Source organism: Bradyrhizobium sp. LA2.1 (genome assembly GCF_040547725.1).
Classification (GTDB): Bacteria; Pseudomonadota; Alphaproteobacteria; order Rhizobiales; family Xanthobacteraceae; genus Bradyrhizobium; species Bradyrhizobium barranii.
In genome coordinates this window covers 32477-45323 of the sequence record NZ_JBEPQI010000025.1, presented here as the reverse complement: position 1 = coordinate 45323, position 12847 = coordinate 32477, and the positions used below count along the sequence as shown (strand labels likewise).

The window sequence follows — 12847 nt, the reverse complement described above, 5'->3', positions numbered from 1 at the left end:
GGCTCAAGTGACTCGGTCTCGTGTCCCGGCTCTGCGCAGCGTCACTGCGTGCCGCACCGCGCCCGGGACACGAGAGCGATTGCCAGAACGACTTGGATCGGCGTAACCAGCGGCATGGCCCAGACCCCGCAACCCCCGCCCGCTCTGTTCGATCGCGCATTGCTGCATGCGCGGCAGCGGCGCGCACATGCGCAGGGCGAGGTGACATTCCTGCTCGATCGTGTTGCAGAGGACATGACCGACCGGCTGGCCGCCGTGATGCGGGAGTTTCATGCTGCGGCCGATCTCTGGACACCCGGAGAGGGGCTCACGGGGCTGCCATCACTCCAGCGGATCGCGCTCGACGAAGCGGGCGTGGAAAAACTGCCCTTTGCCCCGGAAAGTCTCGACCTCGTCGTCTCGGCGCTGGCGCTGCAATTCGTCAACGACCTGCCGGGGGTGCTTGCGCAGGTGCGGCGTGCGCTGAAGCCGGACGGATTGCTGCTCGCCGCGATGATCGGCGGCGACAGCCTGACCGAGTTGCGCCAGGCCTTTGCCGCGGCGGAGGCGGAATGCGAGGGCGGCGTGTCGCCGCGCGTGGCCCCGTTCGCCGATCTGCGCGACGTCGGCGCGCTGTTGCAGCGGGCGGGCTTTGCGCTTCCGGTCACCGATGTCGACCGTGTCGTGGTGCGCTACGCCAATGCGTTTGCGTTGATGCAGGATCTCCGCCGCATGGGCGCGGCCAATGTGCTGATCGAGCGGCGACGCACGCCGACGCCCCGCGCGACGCTGCTGCGGATGGCCGAGATCTACGCCGAACGCTTTGCGGATGCCGACGGCCGCATCCGCGCGACATTCGACATCATCTGGCTCTCCGGCTGGGCCCCGCATGCAAGCCAGCAGCAGCCGCTCAAGCCCGGGTCGGCGAAAGCGAGCCTGGCGGAGGCGGTGAAGAAGGCGGGGAAGGAGTGATCCTCATGGTGAGGAGGCGCGTAAGGCGCGCTTAGCGGACGATGCTTCGCATCGCCGCGAGAACCATGCCGGCCCCGCTCTTGCCGTGTGGCCATCCTTCGAGACGCGCGTGCCGCGCTCCTCGGGATGAGGTCCGTACTCACATCAGCAAATCAATCAGATGCGGGATCAGCGGAATGTCCGCGGGCGGCATCGGGTAGTCGCGCAGCTTGTTGGCGCGGACCCAGGCCAGGGTCTGGCCTTCGCGCGGGGTGACCAGCCCCTCCCAGCGCCGGCAGATGTAAAGCGGCATCAGCAGGTGAAAGGTCTCGTAGCCGTAGCTCGCAAAGGTCAACGGCGCCAGGCACGGTTCGGCGACGGTGATGCCGAGCTCTTCATGCAGCTCGCGGATCAGGCTCTGCTCCGGCCGCTCGCCGGGCTCACACTTGCCGCCGGGGAATTCCCAGAGGCCCGCAAGCGTCTTGCCCTCCGGGCGCTGCGCGATCAGGACGCGCTTGTCGGCGTCGACGAGCGCGCAGGCCACCACCAATGTCAGTTTGAGATCGGCCATCGGCGTTCGGTTTAAGACCTGTAATCCCCGTTGATCGCGACATACTCCTTCGTCAGGTCGCAGGTCAGCACGCGGTCGCGGCCCTTGCCGAGGCCGAGCGAGACCTTGATGGCGATTTCCGGGGCCTTCATCGCTTCCGACACCTGCGCCTCGTCATAGGACGGATCGCGCGCGCCGCTCTTGGCGACGCGGATGCCGTTGAAGGAGATCGAGAGCTTGTCGCGATCGGCCGGCTCGCCGGCCTTGCCGACCGCCATCACCACGCGGCCCCAATTGGCGTCCTCGCCGGCGATCGCGGTCTTGACCAGCGGCGAGTTCGCAATCGACATCGCGATCTTGCGCGCCGACGCCTTGGTCTTGGCGCCCTCCACGGTGATCTCGACCAGCTTGCGCGCGCCCTCGCCGTCGCGGGCGACCTGCTCGGAGAGATTGGCGAGCACCTGGTTGAAGGCTTTCACGAAGGCCTTCAGGCGCGGATCGCTGGCCCGGCTGATTTTCGGCGCGCCGTGCTCGGCGGCGGCGCCGGTGGCGAAGGCCAGCAGCGTGTCCGAGGTCGAGGTGTCGCCGTCGATCGTCACCGCGTTAAAGGTGTCCTCGACGCCGCTCTTGAGCAGGGCTTGCAGGGCGGCGGGTGCGATCGGCGCGTCGGTGAAGATGAAGGACAGCATCGTCGCCATGTCGGGCGCGATCATGCCGGCGCCCTTGGCCATGCCGTTGATGGTGACCTTGGCCTTGCCGAGCTTGACGGTTGCGGTCGCGACCTTGGGGAAGGTATCGGTGGTCATGATCGCCTTGGCCGCGGCGAGATAGTCGCCGGGCTCGGCAGTCTCGGCCAGCCGGCCGAGCACACCGTCGAACTTGGTCGCGTCCAGCGGCTCGCCGATCACGCCGGTCGAGGCCAGGAAGATCTCGCCCTCGCTGCATCCGACCGCCTTGGCCGCGATCTTCGCGGTCAGCGCGGTGGAGCTGCGCCCGGTCTTGCCGGTGAATGCATTGGCGTTGCCGGAATTCACCACCAGCGCGCGCGCCTTGCCGCCCTTCAGCTTGGCGCGGCACCATTCCACCGGCGCGGAGGGGCATTTCGACCTGGTGAAGACGCCCGCGACCGCGGTGCCCTTGTCCATTACCGCCAGCAGCACGTCGGTGCGGTTCTTGTAGCGGATGCCGGCTTCGGCCGTCGCAAGGCGGACGCCCGCGATCACGGGCATGTCGGGGACAGTTTTGGGGGCGAGCGGGGAGACGGAGGAGGACATCGGGGCGCCTTGGTGAGGTCTGGATATGCAGATGGCCGGGCATTTGCCCGGCCATTGCGACGTTAGATACTATTGGCGTCCGCGAAGTGACAGCGAATTCTTACTTCTTCGCGGGGGGCGCCATCTTGCTGTCGGACGGCTTGGCAGGGTCGGCCGGCTTGGCATCCGGCTTGGCATCCGCTGCCGGCTGGTCCGTCCGCTCGACCTTGGCTTCCGCGCGGAGCTTGGCGACGTAGTCGGCCTGGGCCTTGCGGGTGACGTACTGCTCGATCTGGGCCTTGACCTGCTCGAAGTCCGGCGCCTTGCGGTTGCGCTTTTCCTCGACCTTGATGATGTGCCAGCCGAACTGCGACTTCACGGGATCGGAGATCTTGCCCGGCTCCAGCGTGAAGGCCACGGCCGAGAACTCCGGCACCATCTGCTCCTTGGTGAAGAAGCCGAGGTCGCCGCCATCGGCGGAGCCCGGATCCTTGGACTTCTTCTTGGCGAGCTCGGCGAAATCGGCGCCCTTGTCGAGCTCGGCCTTCACCGCCTTGGCCTCGTCCTCGGTCTCGACCAGAATGTGGCGGGCGCGCACCTCCTGCTCGCCGGTGATCTGCTTGGAGGCCTCCTCATAGACCTTCTTCATGGCGTCGGGGGTGGTGGCGGCCTTGCCCTCGTTGGCGAGCAGGCTGTCCATCAGCAGGCGGTTCCGGGCGAACGCCAGGCGCTTCTTGAACTCGTCGCCGTCGGCGACCTTCTTGTCCTCGGCAGCCTTGCTGACGATCTTCATGTCGATCAGGAAGGACAGCACGTTCTCGTCCTTGGTCGCCGGGTCCATCTGGGCGAGGCTCGCCCCGAGTTCCTCCTCGGCCATGGCAACGTCGCTCTTCTTGATTTCCGCGCCATTGACCTTCGCCAGCACCGGATCGTCGGCAGCCCGGCCGGGACCCGCGATCAGCGCCAACGCAAGGCAGCCCACGAGGGCGGTGGCGAGGCCGAAGCGCAGGCCGGTTTTGGTTACCGGGAACGAGGTGGTCATGGAAAATCCTTTTGTTGAAGCAGGGGGCTGCTCTAGCGGGGCGGACACTCGCCCAATTCAGGGGGGCTTGGCAACGCGAAAAGTCTGTCAAAATGATGAATTAGCCGCAATGCGCCCGCCGTTGACAAGGCCCTGACCGGGCCATATCTCTGCCCGGTCGCGACCATGGCGATGGCGTTTATTTTGCTGCGTTTTTGGCCGTTGAACCCAGACTTGCCCAATTCCCACCCATATGGCGGATGCCCCCCCGCAGTCCGGGCTCTGTCGCCATCAGGCGTCACGGTGAGTTGATAGGCAGGGGGGTGACAACTTCTTGGCTGCAACGCGGTTGAATCGCGAACACAGGAACTAGGCATGATCGGCGCGCTCGCCCGCAAGTTTTTCGGCTCCGCCAACGACCGGCGGGTGAAGGGATACCAGTCCCGCGTCAACGCGATCAACGCGCTGGAGCCGGAGGTTTCGAAACTCTCCGACGAGGCACTGAAGGCCCGCACCGTCGAGTTCAAGAAACAGCTCGCCGAGGGCAAAACGCTCGACGATCTGCTGGTGCCGGCCTTCGCCACCGTGCGCGAAGCCGCCAAGCGCACGCTCGGCCAGCGTCATTTCGACGTGCAGCTGATCGGCGGCATCGTGCTGCACGAGGGCGACATCGCCGAGATGAAGACCGGCGAAGGCAAGACACTGGTCGCAACGCTCGCGGTCTATCTCAACGCGCTCGCCGGCAAGGGCATTCACGTCGTCACCGTCAACGACTACCTCGCCCGCCGCGACTCCGGCTGGATGGGCCAGATCTACGGCTTCCTCGGCCTGACCACCGGCGTGATCGTGCACGGCCTCGACGATTCCGAACGCAAGGCGGCCTATGCCTGCGACATCACCTACGGCACCAACAACGAATACGGCTTCGACTATCTGCGCGACAACATGAAGTACCGGCTCGAGGACATGGTCCAGCGCCCGCACTTCTACGCCATCGTCGACGAAGTCGACTCGATCCTGATCGACGAAGCGCGCACGCCGCTGATCATCTCCGGCCCGCTCGACGACCGTTCCGATTTCTACAACACCATCGACGGCTTCCTGCCCAAGCTCGACAAGACCGATTACGAGGTCGACGAGAAGCAGCGTACGGTGACGCTGACCGAAGGCGGCATGGAGAAGATCGAGACGTTGCTGCGCGACGCCGGCCAGCTCAAGGGCGAGTCGCTCTACGACGTCGAGAACGTTTCCGTCGTGCACCACATCAACCAGGCGCTGCGCGCCCACACGCTGTTCACGCGCGACAAGGACTACATCGTCCGCGACGATGAGGTCGTCATCATCGACGAGTTCACGGGACGCATGATGGCCGGCCGACGTTATTCGGAAGGCCTGCATCAGGCGCTTGAAGCCAAGGAGCATGTCCAGGTTCAGCCGGAAAACCAGACGCTGGCCTCGATCACCTTCCAGAACTATTTCCGGATGTACGAAAAGCTCGCCGGCATGACCGGCACGGCGCTGACCGAAGCCGACGAACTCTTCGACATCTACAAGCTCGAAGTCGTGGAGATCCCGACCAACGTGCCGGTCGGCCGCCTCGACGAGGACGACGAGGTCTATCGTACCCAGAACGAGAAATACGCCGCGATCCTGGCCGAGATCGAGCGCGCCAATGCGCGGCTGCAGCCGGTGCTGGTCGGCACCGCCTCGATCGAAAAATCGGAAGTGATCGCCGAATACCTCAAGAAGCACGGCTACCGGCAGATCGATTTCGGCAACGAAAATTCGATGCAGAAGCTGTACGCCGCGGCCCGCGCCGGCAAGCCGGCAAAACTGTTCGCGGTGCTGAACGCGCGCTTCCACGAGCAGGAAGCCTATATCGTCGCGGAAGCCGGCGTGCCCGGCGCGATCACGATCGCGACCAACATGGCCGGCCGCGGCACCGACATCAAGCTCGGCGGCTCGCTCGAGATGCGGGTCCAGCAGGAGACCGCCGGCATCGAGGACGAGGCCGAGAAGGCGAAGAAGATCGAGCAGATCAAGGCCGACATCGAGCACTTCCGCGACATCGTGCTGAAGGCCGAGGAAGAGGTCGAGATCGAGCCGGCGAAGGGCTCGAAGCCCGCCAAGACCGTGAAGAAGCCCGGCGGCCTCTACATCATGGGATCCGAGCGTCACGAATCCCGCCGCATCGACAACCAGCTGCGCGGCCGTTCCGGCCGTCAGGGCGACCCCGGCCGCTCGAAGTTCTTCCTGTCGCTGGAAGACGATCTGATGCGCATCTTCGGTTCGGATCGCCTCGACAGCATGCTGCAGCGTCTCGGCCTCAAGGAAGGCGAGGCGATCATCCATCCCTGGATCAACAAGGCGCTCGAGAAGGCGCAGCAGAAGGTCGAGGCGCGCAACTTCGATATCCGCAAGAATCTGCTCAAGTTCGACAACGTCCAGAACGACCAGCGTAAGGTGATCTTCGACCAGCGCGTCGACCTGATGAAGGACGACAGCGTCGCCGAGACCGTTACCGACATGCGCCACGCCTTCATCGACGACCTCGTCGCCAAGCACGTGCCCGAGCATGCCTATGCCGAGCAGTGGGATGTCGCCGGCCTGAAGGAAGAGCTGAAGCGCGTGCTCGATCTCGACCTGCCGGTCGACGACTGGGCCAAGGAAGAGGGCATCGCCGACGAGGAGCTGCTCACCCGCATCGAGACCAAAGCCGACGAGCACATGGCGGCCAAGGTCGGGCAATGGGGTCCCGACGTGATGCGTTACGTCGAGAAGACCATTCTGCTCCAGACGCTCGACCATCTCTGGCGCGAGCATCTGATCATGCTCGACCATCTGCGCCAGGTCATCGGCCTGCGTGGCTACGGCCAGCGCGATCCGTTGCAGGAGTACAAGACCGAGGCCTTCAATCTCTTCCAGGAGATGAGCGCGCATCTGCGCGAGGCCGTCACGGCGCAGCTGATGCGCGTCGAGATCGTCCCGCCGGAGCAGGAAGCTCCTGTCCTGCCGCCGATGGAAGCGCACAAGTTCGACCCCAACACCGGCGAAGACGAAATGGCGCTCGCCAGCGTCACGCTCGGAGCGCAGGCTTCCGATGCCGCGCTGCGCGATCCGAAGAACCCCGCCAGCTGGGGCAAGGTCGGCCGCAACGAGGATTGCCCCTGCGGTTCAGGCAAGAAGTACAAGCACTGCCACGGGCGGTACGCGTAGTCGCTAGCTTCGCTGTCGCGCGGGTGTGAGGCGCTATACTCGTGCCTCACACTCCACTGTCGTCGCCCGGCTCGACCGGGCGACCTAGTACGCCGGCGGCCTCTCGGTTGAATCACTAACGTCTCTGGAATACTGGATCGCCCGCTTTCGCGGGCGATGACGGCTGAGTGTGTGTGGCGATTTGCGCCACGCCCTCACGAGATGAAGGGTTGCGAGAGCGCGCCAAGCCAGGGCTCAATTCGAGCTGTCGATCAAGCTCTCCAGCAGCCGCTTCAATTCGCTCGTCGACTTGTCGCCATAGCTCTCCAGGATGTGCTCCTCCTGGTCGACTGCGAGCGAGTTGAGCTTCTTGCACAGCACCTTGCCGCGGTCGGAGATGAACATCAGAACCTTGCGGCGGTCGTTCGGGTCCTGCACGCGATAGACCAGCGTGTCGGAGACCATGCGGTCGATCATCTTGGTCAGCGTCGGATGATTGAGCAGCACCGCGTCCGCGAGTTCGCCCATCGAGTGGCCATCGCCGTCCGACAGCACCTTAAGGATGCGCCACTGCTCGACGGGAACGCCTTCCTTGCTCAGGCGCAGTTCCAGCTGCCGGTTGATCTCCCGGTTGGCTTGCGCGAGCAGGTAGGCGAGGTGTTCGGTGATCGGGGAGTTCGGTTTTGCCACGGCTAAGACTTCGTCTTGACCCAAATGAGTGAATGTCTTGCAATCAATGCTGCTTCTATATGCACTTCAATTGTTGAATATTCAATATTTTCAAAATAGGATGTTTGCCTAACAAAAGGGCGGATGCCGCGGCCGCCTGCTCATTGTGCTTTCAGGTCTGGTGCCAGACAGGAGTTGGCGTGCACGCGACGGTAAACTTCCCGGCTCACGGCAGTCCGGCGATGCCGCCGTCCTTGCTGCTGAGGAATCTGTCGTCGTCGGGCGCCGATAGCTCGCTGTCGCCGGGCGATCATGCTTTCCTCAGGCGGCGTGGCGCGAACAAGCTGCGCATCGGCGGCTTCATCTGCTGCACGGGATCGCCGGGTGTGTGGGGCCCCTGCGCGACCAACAGCGCGCAACTCGCCGTTGCCGAGATCAACAAGCGCGGCGGCATCCTCGGCCGCGAGATCGAGCTGTCGATCTACGACGCGGGCGGGCCGCTCGACGAGGTGCTGAACCGCGCCGAGCAGGCGATCGCATTCGACGAGGTCGATCTCATCGTCGGGCTGCACACCAGCGCGGTCCGCGTCGGCTTGCGCGATGTCACCACGCGTCATCGCATCCCCTACATCTATACGCCGGTCTACGAAGGCGGCGAGCGTACGCCCGGCGTGATGGCGATCGGCGAGACGCCGCGCTGGCAGAGCCGGCCGTCGATCCACTGGCTTGCCGACGTCAAGCAGGCGTCGCGCTGGTATCTGATCGGCAGCGATTACGTCTGGCCCTGGCAATCGCACCGCGCCGTGAAGAACTACATCAGGGAAACCGGAGGCCACGTCGTTGGCGAGGAGTTCGTCCCCCTCGGCGAGGACAATCACGAGCCGCACCTGGCGCGCATCCGCGCCGCGCGGCCCGATGTCGTGCTGATCTCGCTGATCGGCACCGACAGCGTCACCTTCAATCGTGCCTTCGGCGAATGCGGCCTCGGCGCCACGACGCTGCGGCTGGCGGGGGCCATGGACGAGACCGTGCTGCTCGGCATCGGCGCCGACAACAGCGAGAACATGTTCTGCGCATCCGGCTATTTCTCCGGTATCGGCTCGCGGGCCAATGACGACTTCCAGATCCGCTATCGCGCGATGTTCGGGCCGAATGCCCCGCCGATCGGCTCGCTTGGCCAGTCCAGCTACGAAGGCCTGCGTTTCCTCGAAGCCGTGGCGAAAAAGGCAGGTTCGCTGTCGATGGCGCCCATGCTCGCGGCGGGCCGCAACATCGTTTATGGCGGCGCGCGCGGCCCGGTCGTCGTTCGCAACGGCCACGCCCGCATGCAGATGTATCTCGCCGAGGCCGACGGCCTCGACTTCAAGCTGATCAAGCCGGTCTGAGCTTGCTGCGGCAATCCGGACAGCCCCATTTCAAAATAATACTTGAAAAGGAAAATATTTCCGCTTTGAATGTTTCAGCAGGGCCGCTGCGCGCGTCGCGCCAATCGCGGCCGCGCGCAGGGACCGTACCAAGAAACTTCAGGAGAGCGCCGTGACAGTTGTCCTTCCCACACCTGCCCAACTTCTTGACGTCGCCAAGCAGTGCGGCCTTTCGCTGACCGATGCCGATGTCGCCTCGTTCCGCGGCCTGATGCAGGGCTCGATCGAGGCCTATAATCTCGTCGGCGCGATGCCGGACGAAGTGCCGGAGGTCAAATATCCCCGCACGCCGGGCTACCGGCCCTCGCCCGAGGAGAACCCGCGCAACGCCTGGTATCGCAAGTCGACCGTGAAGGGTGCGGCGAGCGGCAAGCTCAAGGGCAAGACCGTCGCGCTGAAGGACAACATCATGCTGGCCGGTGTGCCCATGATGAACGGTTCGGCGACGCTGGAAGGCTATGTCCCCGATTTCGACGCCACCATCGTCACGCGCATGCTCGATGCCGGCGCCGAGATCGCCGGCAAGGTGCATTGCGAATCCTTCTGCATGTCCGGCGGCAGCCACACCGGTGCGGTCGGTGCCGTGCACAATCCGCACAAGATGGGCTATTCGGCCGGCGGCTCGTCCTCCGGTTCCGGCGTCGTCGTCGCGCTCGGCGAGGTTGACATGGCGATCGGCGGCGACCAGGGCGGCTCGATCCGCATGCCGTCCTCGTTCTGCGGCACCTACGGCATGAAGCCGACCTGGGGCCTCGTCCCCTACACCGGCATCATGCCGATCGAGGTCTTCGTCGACCACACCGGTCCGATGACGGCGACGGTCGCCGACAACGCATTGCTGCTGGAAGTGCTCGCCGGCGACGACGGCTACGATCCCCGCATCAAGGCGCCGCAGGTCGAGGAGTACACCAAGGCGCTCGGCCAGGGCGTCAAGGGCATGAAGATCGGCATCCTCAAGGAAGGCTTCGAGCAGGCGAACGCGGAGGCCGCCGTCAACGAAAGCGTCCGCGAGGCCGCCAAGCGCTTCAAGGACCTTGGCGCCACGGTCGAGATCGTCTCGATCCCGATGCATCTTGTCGGTCCCGCGATCTGGACGCCGATCGGCACGGAGGGCATGACCCAGACCATGATGTATGGCGATGGCTATGGCCTCAGCCGCTCTGACCTCTACTCGACCTCGCTGATGGACTTCCATCGCGGCTGGCGCCGGCAGGCGGATTCGCTGTCGGAGACGACAAAACTGTTTCTGATGCTCGGGACCTACATCAACAACAGCTTCGGTCCCCGCTATTACGGCAAGGCCCTCAACATCTCGCGTCGCCTGACCGCGGCCTATGACAAGGCGTTCGGCGAATACGACCTGCTGCTGCTGCCGACCACGCCGATGAAGGCGACGAAGCTGCCGGAGCCCACCGCCAGCCGCGAAGACTACGTCGCCCGCGCGCTCGAGATGATCTCCAACACCGCGCCGTTCGACATCACCCATCATCCCGCGATGTCGCTGCCCTGCGGCATGGTCGACGGCCTGCCCGTTGGCCTGATGCTGGTCGGCCGCATGTTCGAGGAATCCACCATCTACCGCGCCGCCCATGCCTTCGAGCAGATCGGCGACTGGAAGAAGATGTGAGAGAGGAACTAATGCAGACGGACGGAGCAGAGCGTCTTCAAGCGAAGTGGATACCGGTTCGCGTCGAGAAAACGCGTCAAAGCAAGAATCTATCGCATGGCTAACGCGTTCGTCGCGGCGTTCGAGATCCTGAGCTTCGGCGCGATCATCGTCCTGATCGTGCTGGGGCTCGGAATCATCGCCAGCATGATGGGCATCTTCAACTTCGCCCAAGGAGAGTTCGTCCTGCTCGGGGCCTACATCACCTATCTCGCCTACGCCAAGGGCCTGCCGATCTGGGGCGGCATGGTCGCGGCGCCCTTCGTGGTCGGTGCGCTCGGCTTCGTGCTGGAGGCGCTGATCATCCGCCGCTTCTACGCCGCGCCGATCGTGGCGATGCTCGGTACCTATGCGCTCGGCCTGATCATCCGCGAATCGGTGCGTGGCCTGATCGGCGGCTTCTATCTCACCGTGCCCGAGCCGATCGGCGGCTCGATTGATATCGGCGCCATGCACATCTCGGCCTGGCGCTTCACCATCATCGTCATCACGCTTTTGGTGATGGCGGGCTGTTACCTCCTGCTGTCGCGCACGAGTTTTGGCCTGCGCATGCGCGCCACCCTGGAAAATCCCTCGCTGGCGCGGGCCTCAGGCATTTCCACGCCCCTGATGTACGGCGCCACGTTTGCGTTTGGCTCCGCGCTCGCCGGCCTTGCCGGTGCGCTGATCGTGCCGGTGTTCAGCCTGTACGCCGATCTCGGCCTGCGCTTCCTGATCCAGGGTTTTGTCGCGGTGATGGTCGGCGGTGTCGGCTCCTTCATCGGACCGGTGGCGGGCGCCGGCGTCATCGGCACGCTCAGCGCCGCGCTGCCGTGGGTGATGGCGCCCGTCGTCGCCGACGTCCTCGTCTTCGTGCTCGCCATTGTCTTCATCAAATTTCGGCCACAGGGCCTCATCGCTGGAAAAGGGGTTTAGTCATGTTCGATCGTACTCAGCTTTCGCGTCGCCGCTTCCTCTCCAATCTTGCCTTTACCACCGGCGCGGTCGCGACCGGCGTCGGCAGCTGGGTGATCCCGGCGCCCTGGGCGAACGCGGCGGAAGGCCCGATCAAGGTCGGCATCGCGACCGATCTCACCGGCCCGATCGCCTATGCCGGCAATGCCGACGCCAATGTCGCCAAGATGGTGATCAAGGAGATCAATACGGCCGGCGGGCTGCTCGGCCGTCCGCTCGAGCTCTACATCGAGGACACCGCCTCGAACGAATCCGTCGCCGTCGGCAACGTCCGAAAACTGATCCAGCGCGACAAGGTCGACATGGTGCTGGGCGGCATCACCTCGTCGATGCGCAACGCGATCAAGGACCCGATCGTGGCGCGCGGCAAGACGCTCTACATCTATCCGCAGCTCTACGAAGGCAAGGAGTGCACGCCCTACCTGTTCTGCACCGGGCCGACGCCGGCGCAGCAGTGTGACGAGTTCATCCCCTGGCTGATCAAGAACGGCGGCAAGAAGTTCGCGCTGCCGAGCGCCAACTATGTCTGGCCGCACACGCTCAACGTCTACGCCCGCAAGGTCATTGAGGCGAACGGCGGCGAGGTCGTGTTCGAGGAATATTACCCGCTCGACCAGATCGATTTCTCATCGACCGTCAATCGGATCATCTCCAACAAGGTCGACGTCGTCTTCAACACCGTCATTCCGCCGGGCGTCGGCCCGTTCTTCAAGCAGCTCTATGAAGCGGGCTTCCTCAAGAATGGCGGGCGCCTGGCCTGCGTCTACTATGACGAGAACACGCTCAACATCAACCAGGCCGCCGAGATCGAGGGGCTCGCAAGCTGTCTCGACTATTTCAAGGTGCTGACCAAGGAGAACCCGTTCGACGCCAAAATCCAGGCGGCGTATGAGAAGGACTTTCCCGGCAACTTCCTGTTCGCGGCCGGCAGTGCGGCGACCGGCACCTATCGCGGCCTCAAGCTGTGGGAAGCGGCCGTGAAGGAAGCCGGCAAGGTCGATCGCGACTCGGTTGCCGCCGCGCTCGATCACGCCAAGATCGCCGAAGGCCCGGGTGGACCGGCCGAGATGGTGCCGGGCAAGCGGCACTGCAAGATGAAGATGTACACCGCCGTCGCCAAGGGTGGGAACTACGAGATCGTCGGACGCAGCGACGGGCTCGTCGATCCCAAGGAATGCTGAGGCG

The 12847-nt window shown here is 64.5% G+C and carries 10 protein-coding genes; 6 read left to right on the top strand and 4 right to left on the bottom strand.

What is annotated here, in order from left to right:
* The first annotated feature begins 114 nt into the window (after positions 1-114).
* Positions 115-951, top strand: coding sequence for a methyltransferase domain-containing protein (locus ABIB95_RS36045; protein ID WP_354246729.1), 837 nt, complete (start codon positions 115-117; stop codon positions 949-951).
* Positions 952-1090: 139 nt separating this feature from the next.
* Here the strand turns inward: ABIB95_RS36045 and ABIB95_RS36040 are convergent, their stop codons facing one another.
* From ABIB95_RS36040 to ABIB95_RS36030, 3 genes are all read right to left on the bottom strand, one after another.
* The gene (locus tag ABIB95_RS36040; RefSeq protein ID WP_028159577.1) at positions 1091-1501 is read right to left on the bottom strand and encodes a (deoxy)nucleoside triphosphate pyrophosphohydrolase; all 411 of its coding nucleotides are present in this window, start codon (positions 1499-1501) and stop codon (positions 1091-1093) included.
* A gap of 11 nt (positions 1502-1512) precedes the next feature.
* On the bottom strand, positions 1513-2754 hold the full coding sequence (gene argJ / locus ABIB95_RS36035) for a bifunctional glutamate N-acetyltransferase/amino-acid acetyltransferase ArgJ (RefSeq protein ID WP_014490418.1): 1242 nt from the start codon (positions 2752-2754) through the stop codon (positions 1513-1515).
* A 100-nt stretch (positions 2755-2854) separates the two neighbouring features.
* The gene (locus ABIB95_RS36030; RefSeq protein ID WP_063980581.1) at positions 2855-3775 is read right to left on the bottom strand and encodes a peptidylprolyl isomerase; all 921 of its coding nucleotides are present in this window, start codon (positions 3773-3775) and stop codon (positions 2855-2857) included.
* Between the two features lie 354 nt (positions 3776-4129).
* Here ABIB95_RS36030 and secA point away from each other — a divergent pair, with 354 nt between their 5' ends.
* Entirely contained in the window at positions 4130-6970 is a 2841-nt protein-coding gene (gene secA / locus ABIB95_RS36025; RefSeq protein WP_354246724.1) for a preprotein translocase subunit SecA, read from the top strand.
* 234 nt (positions 6971-7204) lie between these two features.
* Here the strand turns inward: secA and ABIB95_RS36020 are convergent, their stop codons facing one another.
* Entirely contained in the window at positions 7205-7639 is a 435-nt protein-coding gene (locus ABIB95_RS36020; RefSeq protein ID WP_014490415.1) for a MarR family winged helix-turn-helix transcriptional regulator, read from the bottom strand.
* Positions 7640-7818: 179 nt separating this feature from the next.
* On the opposite strand from ABIB95_RS36020, the gene ABIB95_RS36015 reads away from it, so the two are divergent.
* The 4 genes from ABIB95_RS36015 to ABIB95_RS36000 all read left to right on the top strand — a co-directional run bounded on the left by ABIB95_RS36015 (position 7819) and on the right by ABIB95_RS36000 (position 12843).
* The gene (locus ABIB95_RS36015) at positions 7819-9003 is read left to right on the top strand and encodes a substrate-binding domain-containing protein (RefSeq protein WP_354246721.1); all 1185 of its coding nucleotides are present in this window, start codon (positions 7819-7821) and stop codon (positions 9001-9003) included.
* A gap of 151 nt (positions 9004-9154) precedes the next feature.
* Positions 9155-10669 carry an amidase gene (locus ABIB95_RS36010; RefSeq protein WP_354246718.1) on the top strand — a complete coding sequence of 505 codons (1515 nt, stop codon included), beginning with the start codon at positions 9155-9157 and terminating at the stop codon, positions 10667-10669.
* Positions 10670-10765: 96 nt separating this feature from the next.
* Positions 10766-11623 (top strand): branched-chain amino acid ABC transporter permease, encoded by an 858-nt coding sequence (locus tag ABIB95_RS36005; RefSeq protein WP_354246715.1) that lies wholly within the window; start codon positions 10766-10768, stop codon positions 11621-11623.
* A 2-nt stretch (positions 11624-11625) separates the two neighbouring features.
* Positions 11626-12843, top strand: a complete 1218-nt coding sequence (locus ABIB95_RS36000; RefSeq protein ID WP_085403593.1) for a substrate-binding protein — start codon at positions 11626-11628, stop codon at positions 12841-12843.
* The last annotated feature ends 4 nt before the right edge of the window (positions 12844-12847 follow it).